16 protein-coding genes are annotated in these 15,443 nt (G+C 68.3%); 11 read left to right on the top strand and 5 right to left on the bottom strand.

All coding sequences use genetic code 11. The features are described 5' to 3' along the window. Positions 1-167 precede the first annotated feature (167 nt). The 6 genes from W5W_RS0103840 (at position 168) to W5W_RS0103865 (ending at position 5,842) form a co-directional block, all read left to right on the top strand. Positions 168-1,016 carry a PTS mannose/fructose/sorbose transporter subunit IIC gene (locus tag W5W_RS0103840; protein ID WP_008732272.1) on the top strand — a complete coding sequence of 283 codons (849 nt, stop codon included), beginning with the start codon at positions 168-170 and terminating at the stop codon, positions 1,014-1,016. A 19-nt stretch (positions 1,017-1,035) separates the two neighbouring features. Continuing rightward, entirely contained in the window at positions 1,036-1,905 is an 870-nt protein-coding gene (locus tag W5W_RS0103845; protein WP_017194415.1) for a PTS system mannose/fructose/sorbose family transporter subunit IID, read from the top strand. A gap of 161 nt (positions 1,906-2,066) precedes the next feature. After that, positions 2,067-2,948, top strand: a complete 882-nt coding sequence (locus W5W_RS0103850) for an HAD-IIB family hydrolase (RefSeq protein ID WP_017194416.1) — start codon at positions 2,067-2,069, stop codon at positions 2,946-2,948. A gap of 23 nt (positions 2,949-2,971) precedes the next feature. After that, positions 2,972-3,535, top strand: a complete 564-nt coding sequence (locus W5W_RS0103855; protein ID WP_008732286.1) for a hypothetical protein — start codon at positions 2,972-2,974, stop codon at positions 3,533-3,535. After that, complete coding sequence (locus tag W5W_RS0103860) at positions 3,535-4,233, top strand: HAD family hydrolase (RefSeq protein WP_008732283.1); 699 nt, start codon at positions 3,535-3,537, stop codon at positions 4,231-4,233. Before W5W_RS0103855 ends, W5W_RS0103860 begins: the two co-directional genes overlap by 1 nt. A 241-nt stretch (positions 4,234-4,474) precedes the next feature. Continuing rightward, complete coding sequence (locus W5W_RS0103865; RefSeq protein WP_017194417.1) at positions 4,475-5,842, top strand: PAS domain-containing protein; 1,368 nt, start codon at positions 4,475-4,477, stop codon at positions 5,840-5,842. A gap of 99 nt (positions 5,843-5,941) precedes the next feature. On the opposite strand, the gene W5W_RS0103870 is transcribed toward W5W_RS0103865, so the two are convergent. Continuing rightward, positions 5,942-7,237 (bottom strand): class I SAM-dependent methyltransferase, encoded by a 1,296-nt coding sequence (locus tag W5W_RS0103870; RefSeq protein ID WP_017194418.1) that lies wholly within the window; start codon positions 7,235-7,237, stop codon positions 5,942-5,944. A 409-nt stretch (positions 7,238-7,646) separates the two neighbouring features. Beyond that, positions 7,647-8,117 carry a transcriptional accessory protein gene (locus tag W5W_RS14560; protein WP_154650236.1) on the bottom strand — a complete coding sequence of 157 codons (471 nt, stop codon included), beginning with the start codon at positions 8,115-8,117 and terminating at the stop codon, positions 7,647-7,649. Between the two features lie 155 nt (positions 8,118-8,272). On the opposite strand from W5W_RS14560, the gene ispF reads away from it, so the two are divergent. The 4 genes from ispF (at position 8,273) to W5W_RS0103900 (ending at position 13,063) form a co-directional block, all read left to right on the top strand. Then, a complete protein-coding gene (gene ispF / locus W5W_RS0103880; RefSeq protein ID WP_017194420.1) occupies positions 8,273-8,830 on the top strand; it encodes a 2-C-methyl-D-erythritol 2,4-cyclodiphosphate synthase in 558 nt (185 codons plus the stop codon). Positions 8,831-9,102: 272 nt separating this feature from the next. Further along, a complete protein-coding gene (cysS, locus tag W5W_RS0103890) occupies positions 9,103-10,662 on the top strand; it encodes a cysteine--tRNA ligase (protein WP_017194422.1) in 1,560 nt (519 codons plus the stop codon). A gap of 28 nt (positions 10,663-10,690) precedes the next feature. Next, entirely contained in the window at positions 10,691-11,722 is a 1,032-nt protein-coding gene (gene rlmB / locus W5W_RS0103895; protein ID WP_008732296.1) for a 23S rRNA (guanosine(2251)-2'-O)-methyltransferase RlmB, read from the top strand. A gap of 99 nt (positions 11,723-11,821) precedes the next feature. Then, positions 11,822-13,063, top strand: coding sequence for a hypothetical protein (locus W5W_RS0103900; RefSeq protein ID WP_008732276.1), 1,242 nt, complete (start codon positions 11,822-11,824; stop codon positions 13,061-13,063). Positions 13,064-13,096: 33 nt separating this feature from the next. Here the strand turns inward: W5W_RS0103900 and W5W_RS0103905 are convergent, their stop codons facing one another. Continuing rightward, positions 13,097-13,657 (bottom strand): TetR/AcrR family transcriptional regulator, encoded by a 561-nt coding sequence (locus W5W_RS0103905; protein WP_008732269.1) that lies wholly within the window; start codon positions 13,655-13,657, stop codon positions 13,097-13,099. Between the two features lie 93 nt (positions 13,658-13,750). Here W5W_RS0103905 and W5W_RS0103910 point away from each other — a divergent pair, with 93 nt between their 5' ends. Next, positions 13,751-14,479, top strand: a complete 729-nt coding sequence (locus W5W_RS0103910; protein ID WP_193760057.1) for an SDR family oxidoreductase — start codon at positions 13,751-13,753, stop codon at positions 14,477-14,479. Between the two features lie 53 nt (positions 14,480-14,532). Here W5W_RS0103910 and W5W_RS0103915 read toward each other — a convergent pair whose 3' ends face one another. Both W5W_RS0103915 and W5W_RS0103920 read right to left on the bottom strand, forming a co-directional pair. After that, positions 14,533-14,892, bottom strand: coding sequence for a hypothetical protein (locus W5W_RS0103915; RefSeq protein WP_154650237.1), 360 nt, complete (start codon positions 14,890-14,892; stop codon positions 14,533-14,535). A 110-nt stretch (positions 14,893-15,002) separates the two neighbouring features. Beyond that, positions 15,003-15,428 (bottom strand): hypothetical protein, encoded by a 426-nt coding sequence (locus tag W5W_RS0103920; RefSeq protein ID WP_008732305.1) that lies wholly within the window; start codon positions 15,426-15,428, stop codon positions 15,003-15,005. Positions 15,429-15,443 lie beyond the last annotated feature (15 nt).

Raw genomic sequence — 15,443 nt, forward strand, 5'->3', positions numbered from 1 at the left:
CTCGGTCGTGCGGCGGGCGGCGACGTCCTCACCCGCCGCACGACCGGACCACGTCGCCGACGCTCGAAGAGGAGCGCTGACGACATCGGCGCCCGGGCTCCCTCCCGGCGCCCCTCCTGTGTCCCCTCCCACCAGATTCGCTGAAATCCGCAGAGAAAGCAGCTCCCATGCACGATATCAATGCGGTCCAGATCATCCTCGTGACGCTTGTGGCCTTCCTGGTCGGTTGCGATGCTGTTCTGGACGAACGCATGTTCTACCGTCCGATTATCGCGTGCACCCTCACTGGCCTCGCCATGGGCGACCCGACCACCGGCATCATGATCGGCGGCTCCCTGGAACTCCTGGCGCTGGGGTGGATGAATGTCGGCGCCGCCATGGCTCCCGATGCCGCCCTCGCCTCCACCGTCTCCACGGTCGTCGTCATCGCCGGGGGTCAGACTCAGAAAGATGCCATTGGCATCGCCGTCTCGGTGGCGATCGCGGGCCAGGCCCTGACCATCTTCGTGCGCACCATCAACGTCTTCTTCGCCCACCAGGCGGACAGGTTCGCCGAACAGGCGAACATACGGGCCATTGAGGTCATGCACTTCATAGCGCTGGCTCTCCAAGGGCTACGAGTGGCGATACCTACGGCTGTTGTCGCCGTCCTGGCGTCCGGCGACAGCGTTGAACGCGCTTTCAAGGCTATTCCGCACGTTATTACCGACGGGTTGAGTATTGCCGGTGGCTTTGTCGTCGTCGTCGGTTACGCCATGGTCATCAACATGATGAAGGCGCGCAAACTCATGCCGTTCTTCTTCATCGGTTTCGTGTTCGCCACTTTCATGACGACGCTGAACACGGGCGTCACCCTTGTGGCCCTGGGCATCCTCGGTGTCTGCCTGGCCTTCATCTACGTCCAGCTCAACCCCGAGTTCCAGGAGCCCGCTCGATTGCCGCAGCCCGTTGCAGCGGGGAGCAGTGGCGGTGGCGGCGCCGACCTGGACGACGACCTGGACGACGAGCTCGACTGAGCTGGAAGGAAGCACGACTATGACTACTGAAGCGAATACGTCCGCGGCTCTGGAGCGCACGCTCACCACCAAGGACCTGCGGAGCATGTACTGGCGCTCCACCTTCTTGCTCGGCTCCTACAACTTCGAGCGTATGCAGGCCATCGGGTTCTGCCTGACCCTCGTGCCCGCGATCAAGAAGTTCTACCCCAATGACAAGACTCAGCAGGCGGCCGCGCTCAAGCGCCACCTGGAGTTCTACAACACCCACCCGTGGATCTCCTCGGTCGTTTTCGGCGTCACCGCCGCCATGGAGGAGCAGCGCTCCAAGGGCGAGGACATCGGGGATGAGACGATCACCAACGTCAAGGTCGGCCTCATGGGGCCGCTGGCCGGCGTCGGCGACCCGATCTTCTGGGGCACCGCTCGTCCGGTGCTGGGGGCGCTCGGCGCCTCCCTGGCCGTCAACGGCTCCTGGCTCGGTCCACTCATCTACTTCGTCGGCATCAACATCATCCGCATCCTCACGCGCTGGTACGGCCTGAAGTGGGGGTATGAGCGCGGCACCACCCTGGTCACCGAGGTCGGCGGCGGCCAGCTCAAGCGCATTACGCAGATCGCGGCCATCACCGGTCTGTTCGTCATGGGCGCGCTGGTCTCCAAGTGGACGCACATCGACTTCCCCTCCGTGGTCTCCCAGGCGAAGCAGTACTCGACCGGCGAAGTCGAGACGAAGACCCTCCAGAACATTCTGGACGACCTGCTTCCGGGAATCGCCGCACTGGGCCTGACCTTCCTGTCCATGTATCTTCTCAATAAGAAGATCAATGCCCTGTGGATCATCCTGGGAATGTTCGTCCTGGGCATCCTGGGCGCCTGGAGCGGGTTCCTGGGAATCCCCGCGGCCTGAAAAACGGCGCCCCGCCCACGGGTGATGGCGAGGGGTCGTCGGGGAACCCGGTTCAACGCAGTTCCCCGGCGGCCCCTTCCGCCTCGGTAACCCGTCTACCCCGCACAATCCGCCCAGCCCGCCTTACCCGCACGAATGCCCGGAATTCGAGGAGCGCATACATGTCCCAGCGGCTTGAGCCTCTCCAGTCGCCCCAACTCATCGCCACCGACCTGGACGGCACCATTCTGTTCGACCGGAAAGTCTCGTCCGCCGACCGCGAGGCCATGAGACGGTGGCGGGCGGCTGGGAACCTGCTCGTAGTGGACACCGGCAAGTCGGTCTTCGCCACCCGCGACACCCTCGAGCCGCTCGGCGTCGTCTTCGACTATGCGATCGCTTTCACCGGCGCGGTGCTCGCCGACGGCGACTACCGCGTACTGACCTCCCGCTTCCTGCCCGACGGCCTGGCCCACGAGATCGTCATGTCCTTGCAGGGAATCGGCGGGCTCACGGTCTTCGCCACCACGCTGGAGACCGACTACATCGTCTCGGACACCTACCACGAGGTCTCTCCGATCCTCCAGGTGTTCGTTCCCATGTCGCCCGAGGAGATGGCCGGGCGCCGCTTCATCGGAGTTCCCATGCGCGTGCGCGACGACGCCGCACGCGAGCGCATTGTCGCCGACCTGACCGAGCGCTGGGGAGGACAGATCGAGGTGGTCCGCAACCAGGAGTTCCTCGACGTCATCCCCGCCGGCGCCACCAAGGGCTCCGGCCTGAAGGATCTGATCGCCTGGCTCACCGGCCCTGACGGGCCTCACCCGGGCGCGCGCATCGAGACCTGGAGTCTCGGCGATTCGTGGAACGACATCCCCATGCACGAGGCCGCCGATCACGCCGTCGCCCTGCCCTGGTCCCCTGCGGATGTCACCGCCGCATGCGAGTGCACCATGGGGTCCATGACCGAGCTCGTCGATCGCGCTCTGGCCGGCAGGGACGAGGGGGCTGATCGGGCTGCTGGGGTTTCAGGCGGAGCTCATGACGCCACGGATGAGAACTGATGAGAAGAGGAGCTGAGGACAGAATGATGGCGGGAATCGGGGCCAAGGTCCGCGATTGGTTCAACGGCGGAGACCCTCAGGGGCACATCAAGATCCGCCAATGGCTGCGTGGCTACGACGACCGCCCGGAGGGCTGGACCTACGGCATGATGGGGCCGGTCATGGGGCTGTCGATTCTGGCCGCCATCCTCTACCCGCTGACCAAGGGCTACGGCAGCATCGTCGCCCTCGTCCTGGCGATCTTCCTCCTGCTCGGACGTCACCTGATTGAGCGTCAGGTCGCGCGCGTCGGCTCGGACCTCCAGGAGGCCCGCCGCCAGTACGAGCGCACTCACGAACCGGACTATCTGAAGTTCGTGGAGCTGCGGGCCTCCGGGCTGCTCGAGGACAACAAGATGCTCACCCCCTCGACCAGGACCTGGCTCAACGAGCAGGTCGAGTGGGCGCAGGAGCAGATCGAGAAGAATGAGCGGCGAGCGGCGAAGAAGGCCGCTCGGGCCGCACGCCGTCGGAATTCCTCCGCCCGCGCGCCGGAGGGCTCTGGGAATTCAGCGAATTCAGGCAATAGCGCTCAGCAGGAGAAATGATGACCGCGCCCACCAGCCCCGCTGCCGCCGGCCGTTACGTCAGAGCCGTCCTGTGGGACATGGACGGCACGCTCATGGACTCCCAGCCCATATGGGACGAGTCCTTCCTCCGCCGCTGCCGGGAGCGGGGCGGAACCGTCACCCCCGAGCAGGTGGCGGGCATCGCCGGGGCGTCGATTGCGCGCACCCGCGAGCTCATTGCCGCCACCGGCGCTACGCCATCCCCTCAGGACCCCGCTACCGCCGAGGTCTTCGCTCAGATGGCCGCCGATGTCGAGGCCTCAGTCCGCGTGACGCCACCGATCCTGCCCGGCGCCCGGAGGATCACATCGATGCTCAGCGAGATCGGGCTGGCGCAGGTCATCGTCACCCAGTCCCCGCGGCGCATCGTCGAATCGGTCGCTCATGCGCTCGGCGACGTGTTCGTCGGACTGATCACCGGTGATGACGGGCTGCCGGGCAAACCGACGCCCGCGCCCTATGCGGCTGCGATCGAATTCCTCGGTCTGCGGCCCGAGGAGTGCGTCGCGGTGGAGGATTCCCCCACGGGGGCGGCCTCGGCCCGTTCCAACGATCTGCTGGTCATTCAGGTGGGCGGCAGCTCCAAGCACTTCCCAGGCGATCCGGGGCTGGTCGTCGTCAAGAACCTGGCCGCCATCACCCCGCATCTGCTGCTGTGGGACGACTCCCTCCTGTGACTCCGCACCGCTGACGCCGTCCCCCTCACTCACTCCGCCGAGATCGGTCCGGTTCCGCGTCGAGATCGGTCGTACTCCGGCTCGAGATCGGTCCGGCCTGCCGGGAGCTGACGCCGTGTGCGCTGAGTAAGCTTCCGGGGAGGATCACCACTCCGCCTCCGTCGTCGAACGCGGCCGCCCCGGCCGTCCGACGCCGTCGGAGACCGACATCCGCCACGGGAGGCGCCATATGACTGAACATATGACTGAAGCTAGTGAGGCTGCTGAGCCCGCTGAGCCCACTATCGACGCCCCGGGCGATGAGCACACCTACGCCGCCGATGAGCTCTTCTTCTCCACGACTGACTCCTCCGGCCGGATACGTCGCGCCAACTCGATCTTCATGCGCCTGTCCGGATACCCGCGCGGCGCCCTGGTGGGGCGCGCTCACAACGTCGTGCGGCACCCCGATATGCCGGCGGGGCTGTACCGCTGTGTATGGGATGACATCACAGCCGGAGACGCCGTCAGCGCCTACATCACCAACCGCTCGTCCGATGGCGGCAGATACCGCGTCTTCGCGACGATCGTGCCTTCGGGCGCCGGCTTCTTGTCCGTACGCACCCTGCCCATGAGAACTGATCTGCGCGACGCCGTCGAGGCTGTCTACGCTCGTGTGCGACAGGTCGAGGCCGCCTCTGCCGCTGCCGGCGCCTCTCGTCGCGAGGCCGCAGCTGCCGGCCAGGCCGCCCTGCTCGAAGAACTGCAGGCGCTGGGCTACCGCGACTCCGTGGACTTCACCCGTAGAACGCTGCCGGATGAGGTTGCGGCTCTGGTCGCCGCCGGCGTCGGCATCCCCGCGCGAGATGGTGATGGCCCACTCGCCCGTGTCCTCGCCGAGATGAATGGCGTTGAGGTTGCGACCGCCGATCTGGTCGCCCTGCTCGACGAATGCAGTCGCATGGTCGCCCTGCTGGGCAGGCGCTCCGACGAGATCGGCTCCCTGTCCGCGCGCCTGAAACGGCTGCGCGACTGCCTGCGCGAGGCGTTCGCCGACGTCGAGCGCTACGGGGAGGTTGACGGCCTCATCCTGGAGTGCGTCGAGCAGCTTCACCCGCTGGCCGGCCAGGTCGCCGAACTGCGCAGTGACGTGGACTCTGTGCGCTTCGGCATCGCCCTGCTGCGGCTGCACAACCTGGCCTCGGGCTTCTTCGCCCTGCAGATCATCGACGGCGAGGACGAGCTGGACGCCAACGACGCCGTCGGCTCCCTCCGCGAGCTCACCAGGGCTCTGCGAGACGGTGCCGAGAGGCTCACCGAGCGCTTGTCCTTGTACCACGCCCGTGCCGAATTGGTCGGTGGTGAGCTCGACGACGTCGCCGAGGCCCTGACCGCCATCGACCGTCCACTGCTGGATCTGCTGGGATCCGTTCCCGATGCCGGGGCGGACGATGAGGCGGCCGTGAGCAGTGTCCGCTCGGCCCGCTCGCTGGTTCGCGACGGGTTTCCGGAGGCCCGGCACTTGGCCGATCTCGCCGGCGCCGTCCGCGATCTCGAGGTGCCCTATGCGGCTGCGGATATCGACGCCCGCCTCGTGCTCGTCGAAGCGGCCCTGGCCGAGCTGACCTGACGCCGAGATCGGTTGAGTTCCGGCTCGAGATCGGTTCTCGGACCGATCTCGGTGCGGAGTACGACCGATCTCGGCGAAGTCGGAGGTTGGAGGATCGGGTCAGGCCAGCTCGACCAGGACCTCGGCGTGATCGGTGTGGGGGAACATGTCGAACAGCTGGGCCCGGCGGACGCGCAGTGAGGGCATGGCCTCGAGGTCGGCGGCCAAGCTCACCGGATTGCACGAGGAGTACAGGACCCGGGCCGTCTCCGAGCTTTCGATCCGCTTCGCCAACTCCGCCCCGATTCCGCGCCGTGGCGGATTGACCACCAGTAGATCCGGCGACGCACCGCCTCCGGGGTCAAGAATTCTCGCGTCACCGGTCTCGAAACGGACGTTCTGCGACGACAGGCCCATGAGCGCCGCAGACTCCCGCGCCCCTCGGATCGCGGGCGCCGAGACCTCGACTCCCCGTACGAGACGACCGGACCCCGCGAGTGCGAGCGCGAAACCCCCGACACCGCAGAACAGGTCCCATACCTCGGCCTGCCGGTCAAGGTCCTGCGCCCAGTGCGCCGCAGTCGCGTAGAGCCGCTCCGCCACGCCCGTGTTCGTCTGGAAGAAGGAGCGCGTGGGCAGGAACAGCAGGAGCTCGGTCCCCGTCGCTCGCCCGGGCCCGCCGGTCCGTTCGGCTCCGCCGGTCCGCCCTGCGCTGATTCCGTCCGGCGCGCTTCCGCTGCCCACGAGTTCCGGCAGCCGCAGGCGCATGAGCAGACGGTCGCCCCAGGGGACGTCGTCGGTGAGGATGATCTCCTCCTCGCCCTCGATGATGGCCTGGTGAACGGGCTGAATATTGGCGCTCATGACGGCAAGGGTCGGCAGCTCCCGCCTCAGTTCCGGCAGGGCGTCGCGCAATTGCTCTACGTGCCGATGCGAGCGCAGGACCCAGCGGACCATGAGGTCGCCATCGGGGGAGGCGGTGACGAGAAGATGCTTGAGTTCGCCGCGTCGTGCATCGACGTCGTAGGGACCGATGCCCAGTCGGCTCACGGCCCGGGAGAGAACGGGCAGGGCGTCCTCGATCGCGGACATGTGGAGGGGGCAGCTGCGCAGGTCGATGCCGCCGTCGGGACCGAGAATGCCGAGGACGGGGGCGGCCGCCCGCCCGGAGACCACCATCTTCGCCTTGTTGCGGAAGCGTTCGGGTGCGCTTGCCACTGGAGGCAGCCAGGCGTCGGCGGGGACGGGATTGGGTGCGGCGGCGAGCATCTGCGCGACGCGCTGCTGTTTGCGACTGAGCTGGAGGTCGAGCGGCATGTCCTGGTGCGGGCAGGAGCGGCAGGTGCCGCTGCGGTGCAGTCGGCAGAAGGCGGCCGACGTCGGCGGGCGGAGGGCGTCGGCGCGCATGAGGACCATGAGGACATTGTGGGCCCTCGAAGGCGCTGGAATGGCGCTGGATATGACTGGGTATGACTTGGCCCGCGGTGCCGGGCTGCTTCCCCGGCCCCGCGGGCCTTCGTCACCGAGGGGCTCGACTCCCGGGTTCCCATTCCGGGAGGAGCGCTCCTCCTTCGCCGAAGCGGCGCCCTCGGGCTCCCTTAGACCCTTGGTCACCTCGGTCGTAGCCGGTCATCGGGTTCCCCAACCCTCACGACCACTCCCGTCCGGCGGTGACATACATATAACCGGACGGACCTGAATAAACACCGTCATGACACCTGGGAGAAATCTAGGAAATGCAGAACGCTTGGGTAACGGCGGAGAGGTGGAGAGTAGGGCGAGCCCGAGGCCCGCCCGTTGGCGACCACACGCCCGCGTCAGGACGTCACAGACTCCTGCCGGCCGCCCCCAGGATCATCAAGACGATGCCGCCGATGACGACCATGGAGCCCAGCCACTGGAGGGGGATGAAGAAAAGGGTGTTCCGGTTGCGCAGCCGGCGTCTGACCTCGGGGCTCTGCTGAGCGACGATGCGCTCGATCTGCTGGGACGCCTCGGCCTCGTCACGGGGTGCCGGCGCTCCGGCTGGGATCTGGAACGTGCCCTCGCGCATCCGCTGCCACAGGTCCTGTCGCAGACCCTGCAGATACTCATCGGCCTTCTGGCGTGGGCGCAGCACATTGAGCCAGTACCCGAAGACGGCGCAGGCGGCACCGCCCAGCGCGAAGCCCGCTCCCGTGGCGATCATCCCGGCCGGTGTATTCGTTCCGATGTGGCCGCTGCCGCTCGTGATCAGAATGTCGCCTCCGAGAATGAGGAGGAAGCCGACAATTCCCCAGCCGCGCCAGATGATCATGTGGGGCATGTTAGGTGCGGCCAGGCGAAGCGCGTGATGGGCAGCGCGACCCATGGTCGGGCGGCTGTGTCGCTGCATCGTTGTCGCTGTGTCGCAGTTGCACCGTCGCGCATGCGAGTGCCCGCGGGCTCGGGCACTCGGGCACACTGTGCACCATGATCGATTCCGCTTCCGCCGTGCCGCCCGAGGCCGGGTCGGCGATACCGGTGCCGGCGCCGTCGTTCCTGCCCCGTACCGGTATCGGCATCGACGTCCACGCCTTCGCCTCTCCGCAGACGGCCGAGCCTTTGTGGCTGGCGTGCCTGACGTGGCCCGGCGAGCCCGGGCTGGAAGGCCATTCCGATGGCGACGTCGTTGCCCACGCCTGCTGCGACGCTCTTTTCTCCGCCGCGGGGCTGGGGGACCTCGGCGCTAACTTCGGAACCGCCGAGCCGCAGTGGAAAGGAGCGGCCGGCAGCGTTCTCCTCGCCGAGGCGGCGCGGCGCGTGCGTGCGGCCGGTTATGAGATCGGCAATATTGCGGTCCAGCTCGTCGGGGCGCGCCCGCGGGTCGCGGGTCGGATGGATGAGGCTTCTGCTGCCCTGTCGGCCGCCGCCGGAGCCGACGTCGTCTTCTCCGCCACCACCACCGATCGTCTGGGCTTCCTGGGGCGCGAGGAAGGGCTGATGGCGATCGCCACCGCCCTGGTCTGCCCTTCTGCTCCGTCGAGGTAGGCCGCGAGGCAGACGAGATAGACCGCGAGGCGGACGAGATCCACGAGATCGACATTCTCGAACGAGATCGACGGTGGCGCCGTCGATCTCGTTCGAAAAAGTCGACCTCGACAAGGATGCGGTGGGTGGACCGATCTCGACGCGGGTTGCGACCGATCTCGAGCCGGAAGTGGACCGATCTCGACGCGGAAAGTGGACCGATCTCGGCGGGGAGTTCGGCGGGGAGTGCAGGGCGTGGCACTAGAGCGCAGCGTGCAGAGTACGCTGGGCCGGTGAGCACTGATCTTCAAGCGCGCCCTGTCCTGAACCTGCGCCTGTACGACTCCGCCGCCCGCGGCGTCGTCCCCCTGGCGCCCACCGTCGCCGAGGGAACGGTGGCGGTCTACCTGTGTGGCGCCACCGTTCAGGGCTCACCCCACATCGGCCACATGCGCTCCGGCATCGCCTTCGACGTCCTGCGCCGCTGGCTCGAGCGGTGCGGCCAGAAGGTCCTCCTCATCCGCAATGTCACCGACATCGATGACAAGATCCTCGACAACTCCGCGGCCGCCGAGCCCCCCGTGCCCTGGTGGGCCTGGGCTCAGCGCCACGAGCGCGAGTTCGACGCCGCCTACCGGGCGCTCGGCGTGGCCCCGCCCACGTACGAGCCGCGCGCGACCGGTCACATCCCCGAGATGATCGATCTGGTCGGCCGCCTGCTGGACGCCGGACACGCCTATATCGGCCAGGCCGGCAACGTCTACTTCGATGTGCGCTCGCTGTCCGACTACGGGTCGCTGACCAACCAGCGCGTCGAGGACCTGGCCACCACCGAGGACGAGTCCCAGATCGACGACGACCTTGAGGCCGACAAGCGCGACCCGCGCGACTTCGCCCTGTGGAAGACCGTCAAGCCCACCGAGCCGGCCGACGCCGCCTGGGACGCCCCCTGGGGCCGCGGGCGACCGGGCTGGCACCTGGAGTGCTCGGCCATGTCCAGGCGCTACCTGGGCGAGACCTTCGACATCCACGGCGGCGGCATCGACCTGCGCTTCCCCCACCACGAGAACGAGCAGGCCCAGTCCCACGGCGCCGGCTGGGGCTTCGCCCGCCACTGGGTCCACAACGCCTGGGTCACCGTCAAGGGCGAGAAGATGAGCAAGTCGCTGGGCAACTCCCTGGTCGTGGCCGAGCTGCTCAAGAAGTACGACGCCCCCGTGCTCCGCCTGGCGCTGGGCACCGTCCACCACCGCTCCACCGTCGAGTTCTCCGACGAGACCCTCGCCGACGCCGCCGCCCTGTGGGAGCGCCTGAGCGGCGCCGTCCTGCGCGCCCGGGAGGCGACCGGCGGCGCGAACGGCTCCGACGACGGCTCCGGCTCCGACACTGACGGCGCGGTCGCCGTCAGCCCGGTGGACGCACCGCCTCAGGAGGTGCGCGCGCGCCCTCTCCCCGACGAATACGTGGCCGCGATGGACGACGATCTCGGACTGGCCGGAGCCATGGCCGTCGTCCACGCCACCCTCAAACGGCTCAACAGTGCGCTCGCGGCCCCGACGCCGGAGCGCGACGCCGTCGTCGGGGCGGCTCTGGACCTGCGCTCCCAGCTCGACGTCCTGGGGCTGGACCCCCTCGCCGAGCCCTGGCGCTCCCGCGTTCTGGGCGGCTCGGAAGCCGGGAGCGACTCCGCCATGGATGCGCTCGACCATCTCGTCACCGCTCTGCTCGACCAGCGGGCCGAGGCCCGCGCAGCCAAGGACTGGCCCCGCGCCGACGCCCTGCGCGATGAGCTGACCGCCGCCGGCGTCGTCGTCGAGGACTCGACCGCCGGCGCTCGCTGGCACCTGGCCTGAGCCCCGAGCGCAGTCGAAAGGATCATTCATGCCCGGAAACGAGCAGTACCCCGGAGCCAAGCGGCGCTTCGCCAAGAAGGGCCCTACCAAGGGCTCCGGCGGCAAGCGCCGTCGGGGGCTGGAGGGCCGCGGCCCCACGCCGAAGGCGGAGGACCGCGTGGGCCATCCCAAGGCGCGGGCGAAGGCGCGCGCCGAGGCGCGGGCCGCCCAGCCCACCCATGCCAAACGGCTGGATAGGGCCAGGGACCGCTTCGACGTTCCCGCAGGCCATGAGGTCGTATGCGGCCGCAATGCGGTCGCCGAGGCCGCCCGCGCCGGCGTCCCGATCACGCGCGTGTTCATGGCCTCCTCCGCAGCATCATCCGGGTCCGACGACCGCCTCGGCGCCGTCGTCCGCCGCGCGACTCTGCTGGGCGCTCCGGTGCTGGAGGCCACCAGGCTCGACCTGGAGGCGCTCACCGACGGCGCCGCCCACCAGGGCGTGGCCATCGAGGTGCCCGCCTACGAGTACGCCGACGCCCGCGACCTGCTCGAGCGCGCCCGCGAAGCCGGCCGCACGCCGCTGCTCGTCGCCCTGGATCAGGTCACCGATCCCCACAATCTCGGGGCGGTCCTGCGCAACGCGGGCGCTTTCGGGGCCGACGGCGTCATCATCCCCGAGCGGCGGTCGGTCGGGGTCAACACCACCGTCTGGAAGGTCTCGGCCGGCGCGGCCGCCCGCGTGCCGGTGGCCCGCGAGACGAACCTCGTGCGCACACTGACCGCCCTGAAGAAGGAGGGCTGCTTCGTCGTCGGGCTCGACGGCGGTGGGGACACGGCGCTCGAGGACCTCACGCTCGCCGATGCCCCGCTCGTCGTGGTCACCGGGGCCGAGGGGGCGGGCCTGTCCCGCCTGGTGCGTCAGACCTGCGACGTCATCGCCTCCATCCCGATCTCCCGTGCCGTCGAATCGCTCAACGCGGCGGTGGCCACCGGCATCGGCCTGTACGAGATCGACCGACTGCGCCGCGCCGCTCGTTCTGCTCAGCCCGCTCAGTCCGTTCGCCCGGATCGGGGCTGACCCGCATGCCGGTTGCTGACACAATGGGCGCCGGACCCGTAATCCCTAATCACCGGACCGACCGCGGAGCGGCTGGTCCCAGCCGGCTAGGAGGCCGTCATGGTGCAGGACACCGCACAGCGCTGGAACCGTACTGAAGGCGTGCTCATTGCTCCGGGTACCCAGCCGGATGCGGTTGCCGACCGCCTTGTCGCGGACCGGGTCGTCGCCCGCCTCGAGTGGTACCCCTCCAGCCCCCACCTGCTGTCGGTGACGCTCATGGCCGACGCCGATGGTCGCGTCGCCGTCACCCCGCCCGCACGCGGGGGAGTCGTGGCCGGGCTCGGCGTCAGCGAGCTCGCCGAGTCCCTCGCCCGCGAGTTCGGGGCGGATGTGACCATCGGCCCGGCGGCCTTCAACGCGCTGCCCGACGACGTCGTTCTGCCCGAGGTTCCGGGCGGTCCCGGGCCCACGACCCGCACACTCGTGGTCTCGCCCCTGAGCGCCTACATGGTGCCTCTGCAGGCCACGCTGCTGGAGCGCCCGCTCGCCGTGGCCTCCCTGCCCGGCCTGGATCGTCGGATCGTCATGTACGCCGGCGAGGGGACGGGGCTGGGCTCCTTCGGCTGGGACGAGGAGTCCCTGCCCGCTCTCGTCCTGACCGTTGACGAGCACGACGTCGCCGCCCGCGCCATCCTGACCGGTGAGAGCGAGGATGACGCCGTCTTCTCCTGGGGCATGACCTCGCGCTATGTGTGGGGCGGAGTCGAGGAGCCCGGACCGGCGCTGCGCGCACTGGTCGATGAGCTGCTCACCGATTCGACCGACGCCTCCGTCATCGCCTCGACCGTGCCGGGAGCCGACGTCGAGGCCGCTGCCGCGGCCTGCGAGACTCCAGGCCTGAAGGGCATGGTCGCCCTGACTCGGGCGCTGGGATTGCCCGAGTGGGTCGAGTCCGTCCTGGCCGGGCGGCTCGCGCCGGCGGAGGTGCCCGGTGCGGTCGTCCATGAGCCTCGCGGCCTGTCGAACGCCGTGGGCCGCAGCGTCGGCATGCTTCTGCAGGATCCGTCCACTCCGGGCTCGGCCTTCTGGCAGTCCTACGTTCGCACTGTCACCGATATGCCCTGGGCGGTGCGCGGGGCGGCCATTCTCGAGGCCGGTCTGGGCGGGGCGCTGGTGGGCGCGGCGGTGCGCCGCCACCACCGGACCGGTCGTCTGCCCGGCGGGCTGCTGGGCGTGGGCATTGTGCTGATGGTGGATGCGGTGGCCGAGACCTCGCTGGCCTCCTGGACGCGGCACCGCGAATTGCGCCGACGGGCCGATGAGGAGATGGCGCTGGTCGCCGAGGAGCTCGGCGCCTGAGGGGCGCGCGGGGCGCTCGCTCGCCCAGCCGCCCTAGTCGAGTCCCTCGAGATAGGCCGTGAGGACGGCTCTCGTGTCCACGGGTGCGGCTTCGGCCGCCTGGTACATCAGCAGCGCGTCCACCAGCCCCACCAGGTCGGGGGCGCGGGTCACGGCGTCCGAGACGCCTGCGGAGGTGAGAACCTGCTCGGCCAGTCGGGTCAACGGCTCCCTGACCGGGGCCTTGGCCGTGAGCGCTTCTCGAAGCTCGGCATCGTCTCGCAACTCGAACAGGAGCGCGCCGCGGGCGGCTTGAGCGTCCGAGCGTCGTGCCATGTGCGCGAGGATGTCCGCTGCGATGCCGGCCGCCTCATGGCGATGAAGTGACGCGGGGATCTTGACGTCGGCGATGTCCGACTGTGATCCCTCGGAAAGACGGTTGACCACGAGTGTCAGCAGATCTCGGCGGGTGCGGGCGTAGTAGGAGGTCGATCCGCGGGGGAGCCCCGCTTCGGCATCGACGTGCAGGTGTGTGAGTGCGTGCACTCCATCGCGGGCGATGAGCCGTACTCCGGCGTCGCCGATCTGCTCTCTGCGTCCTGCCCCGCGTCCCATGGCGTCCGCTCCTTGCCTTTCGAGACTAAATACCTCTACGATTATAGATACTCTATGATCGTAGAGGTGTAAATGCTGCGAGAGGGGCGCGCGATGAGAGTGGCAGTTGTAGGAGGGGGCGTCTCCGGGAAGGCCATCAGGCATGCTCTGGAGAATGCCGGGACGCGGGTGACGATGCACTCGCGCCGGACCGGTTTCGACGTCCTGCGGGATGATGCCGTGGCCGTACTGGCGGGGGCGGATGCCATTGTGGAGGCCAGTGGCAGGTTCACCACCGGCAAGAAGGTCGCAACCGACTTCTTCACGCGTTCGACTCGCGCCATTTCCGCTGCGGCGAAGGCCTTCGGGGTGCGACATGTTCTGCTCTCGATCGTCGGCTGTCACTTGCCGGAAGTCCGGGGGTACGGCTATTTCGCGGGTAAAGTTGCTCAAGAGGAGCTTGCCCGCCGGATGAGCCCGCGTCTGTCGCTGGTCCGCTCGACCCAATGGTTCGAGTTCGTCGGCCAGAATGTGGAGCGCATGCGCCACGGCCCCATTTCGCTCATCCCCTCCATGAGAATGCGCCCAGTCGGTCTCGACGCCGTCGCCGAGACCGTGGCTCAGGCGGTTCTCAGTGACGACGACGGCCAGACGTATGAGGTTGCGGGACCCGAGGTGATGACGCTGTGGGAGATGACTGCGCAGCTCCCATCCTTGAGCGCGCGACCGGTGCCCCTGCTGATCCCAACCCGCTGGGGACTCGCCTTCCGCCGCGGTGCGCTGGTGCCTGGCGATGATGTGCCGTCGGTGGGCCCCACGTATGCGCAGTGGTTGCGGGCGTGACGAGCATGGTCGAGCCTGACGATGTCGTTCTGCGGGTGGCCGCACGGCTACGGTCATGCACCGATGGCGTTCAGGAACGCTATGATAACTGTAACGAGTATCACCCCGAAGATGGTGAGCATGATGACCGTGGGAGCGCGGTAGTCCTTGTCGGAGATCGGAGTGGGTGAGATCACCGGCGACGAGTTCTGCCACTGCGGCTCCCAGTAGAAGAGCCGAACCACTCCACCGGGTGCCACACGCACCGTCACCGGCCGGGTGAGCACCAGCAGCCCCGGCACGCCCACCTCCAGAGGAACGCCGGCGGGGACCTGCAGTCGCGTAGTCCCCATGGGCAGGTGCATGTTCTCCCCGTTGATGCGGATCGCAGCCGGACGCCCGGGAGGGCTGAGCAGTCGAAGCTCCGCTCGCACATGCTGGACGGTGATATCTAGGTAACCGGTACCGTGCGGGTAAGCAGGGTAAGCACTGTGCGGTGGGCCGGTTGTGCCGTTCATTGCGCTCTTCTCACTCGCCCGGGGCTTCAGAGCCGTTTCATCAACTCGATGAGCAGATGAAAGGCAAGCACTGCGAGCAGGATCACGACTATGACAAGCCACTGCTTCTCGTAAGGGCTGGGTCTCTTGATCCTCTCCAGCGTCAGCGCACCGGGATCTCCCTTGATCCAGGAGCGGTAGTAGAAGACGGGGACGGCCTGCTCGGGCTGGACCACGACATCGACGCGTGGAGCGAGCAGCCTGAAGCCGCCGGGACGACCGATGACGACGCTCGCAGGCCCCGCAGGCGCGACGACACGGGCGACAGCCGAACTGAAGTGCACCGGACAACCGTTGATCATCACCGGGATGTACTTCCATGTGAGCACCGTTCCGGAGGGGTCGGTCACCAGGTCGATGAAGCCGTGAGGGACGCGGTCGGCGCCGGGGAGGACGACGACGTCGGGGCTCACGCGAGCATCATCCTT

It is taken from the genome of Actinomyces massiliensis 4401292, assembly GCF_000269805.1.
GTDB lineage: Bacteria > Actinomycetota > Actinomycetes > Actinomycetales > Actinomycetaceae > Actinomyces > Actinomyces massiliensis.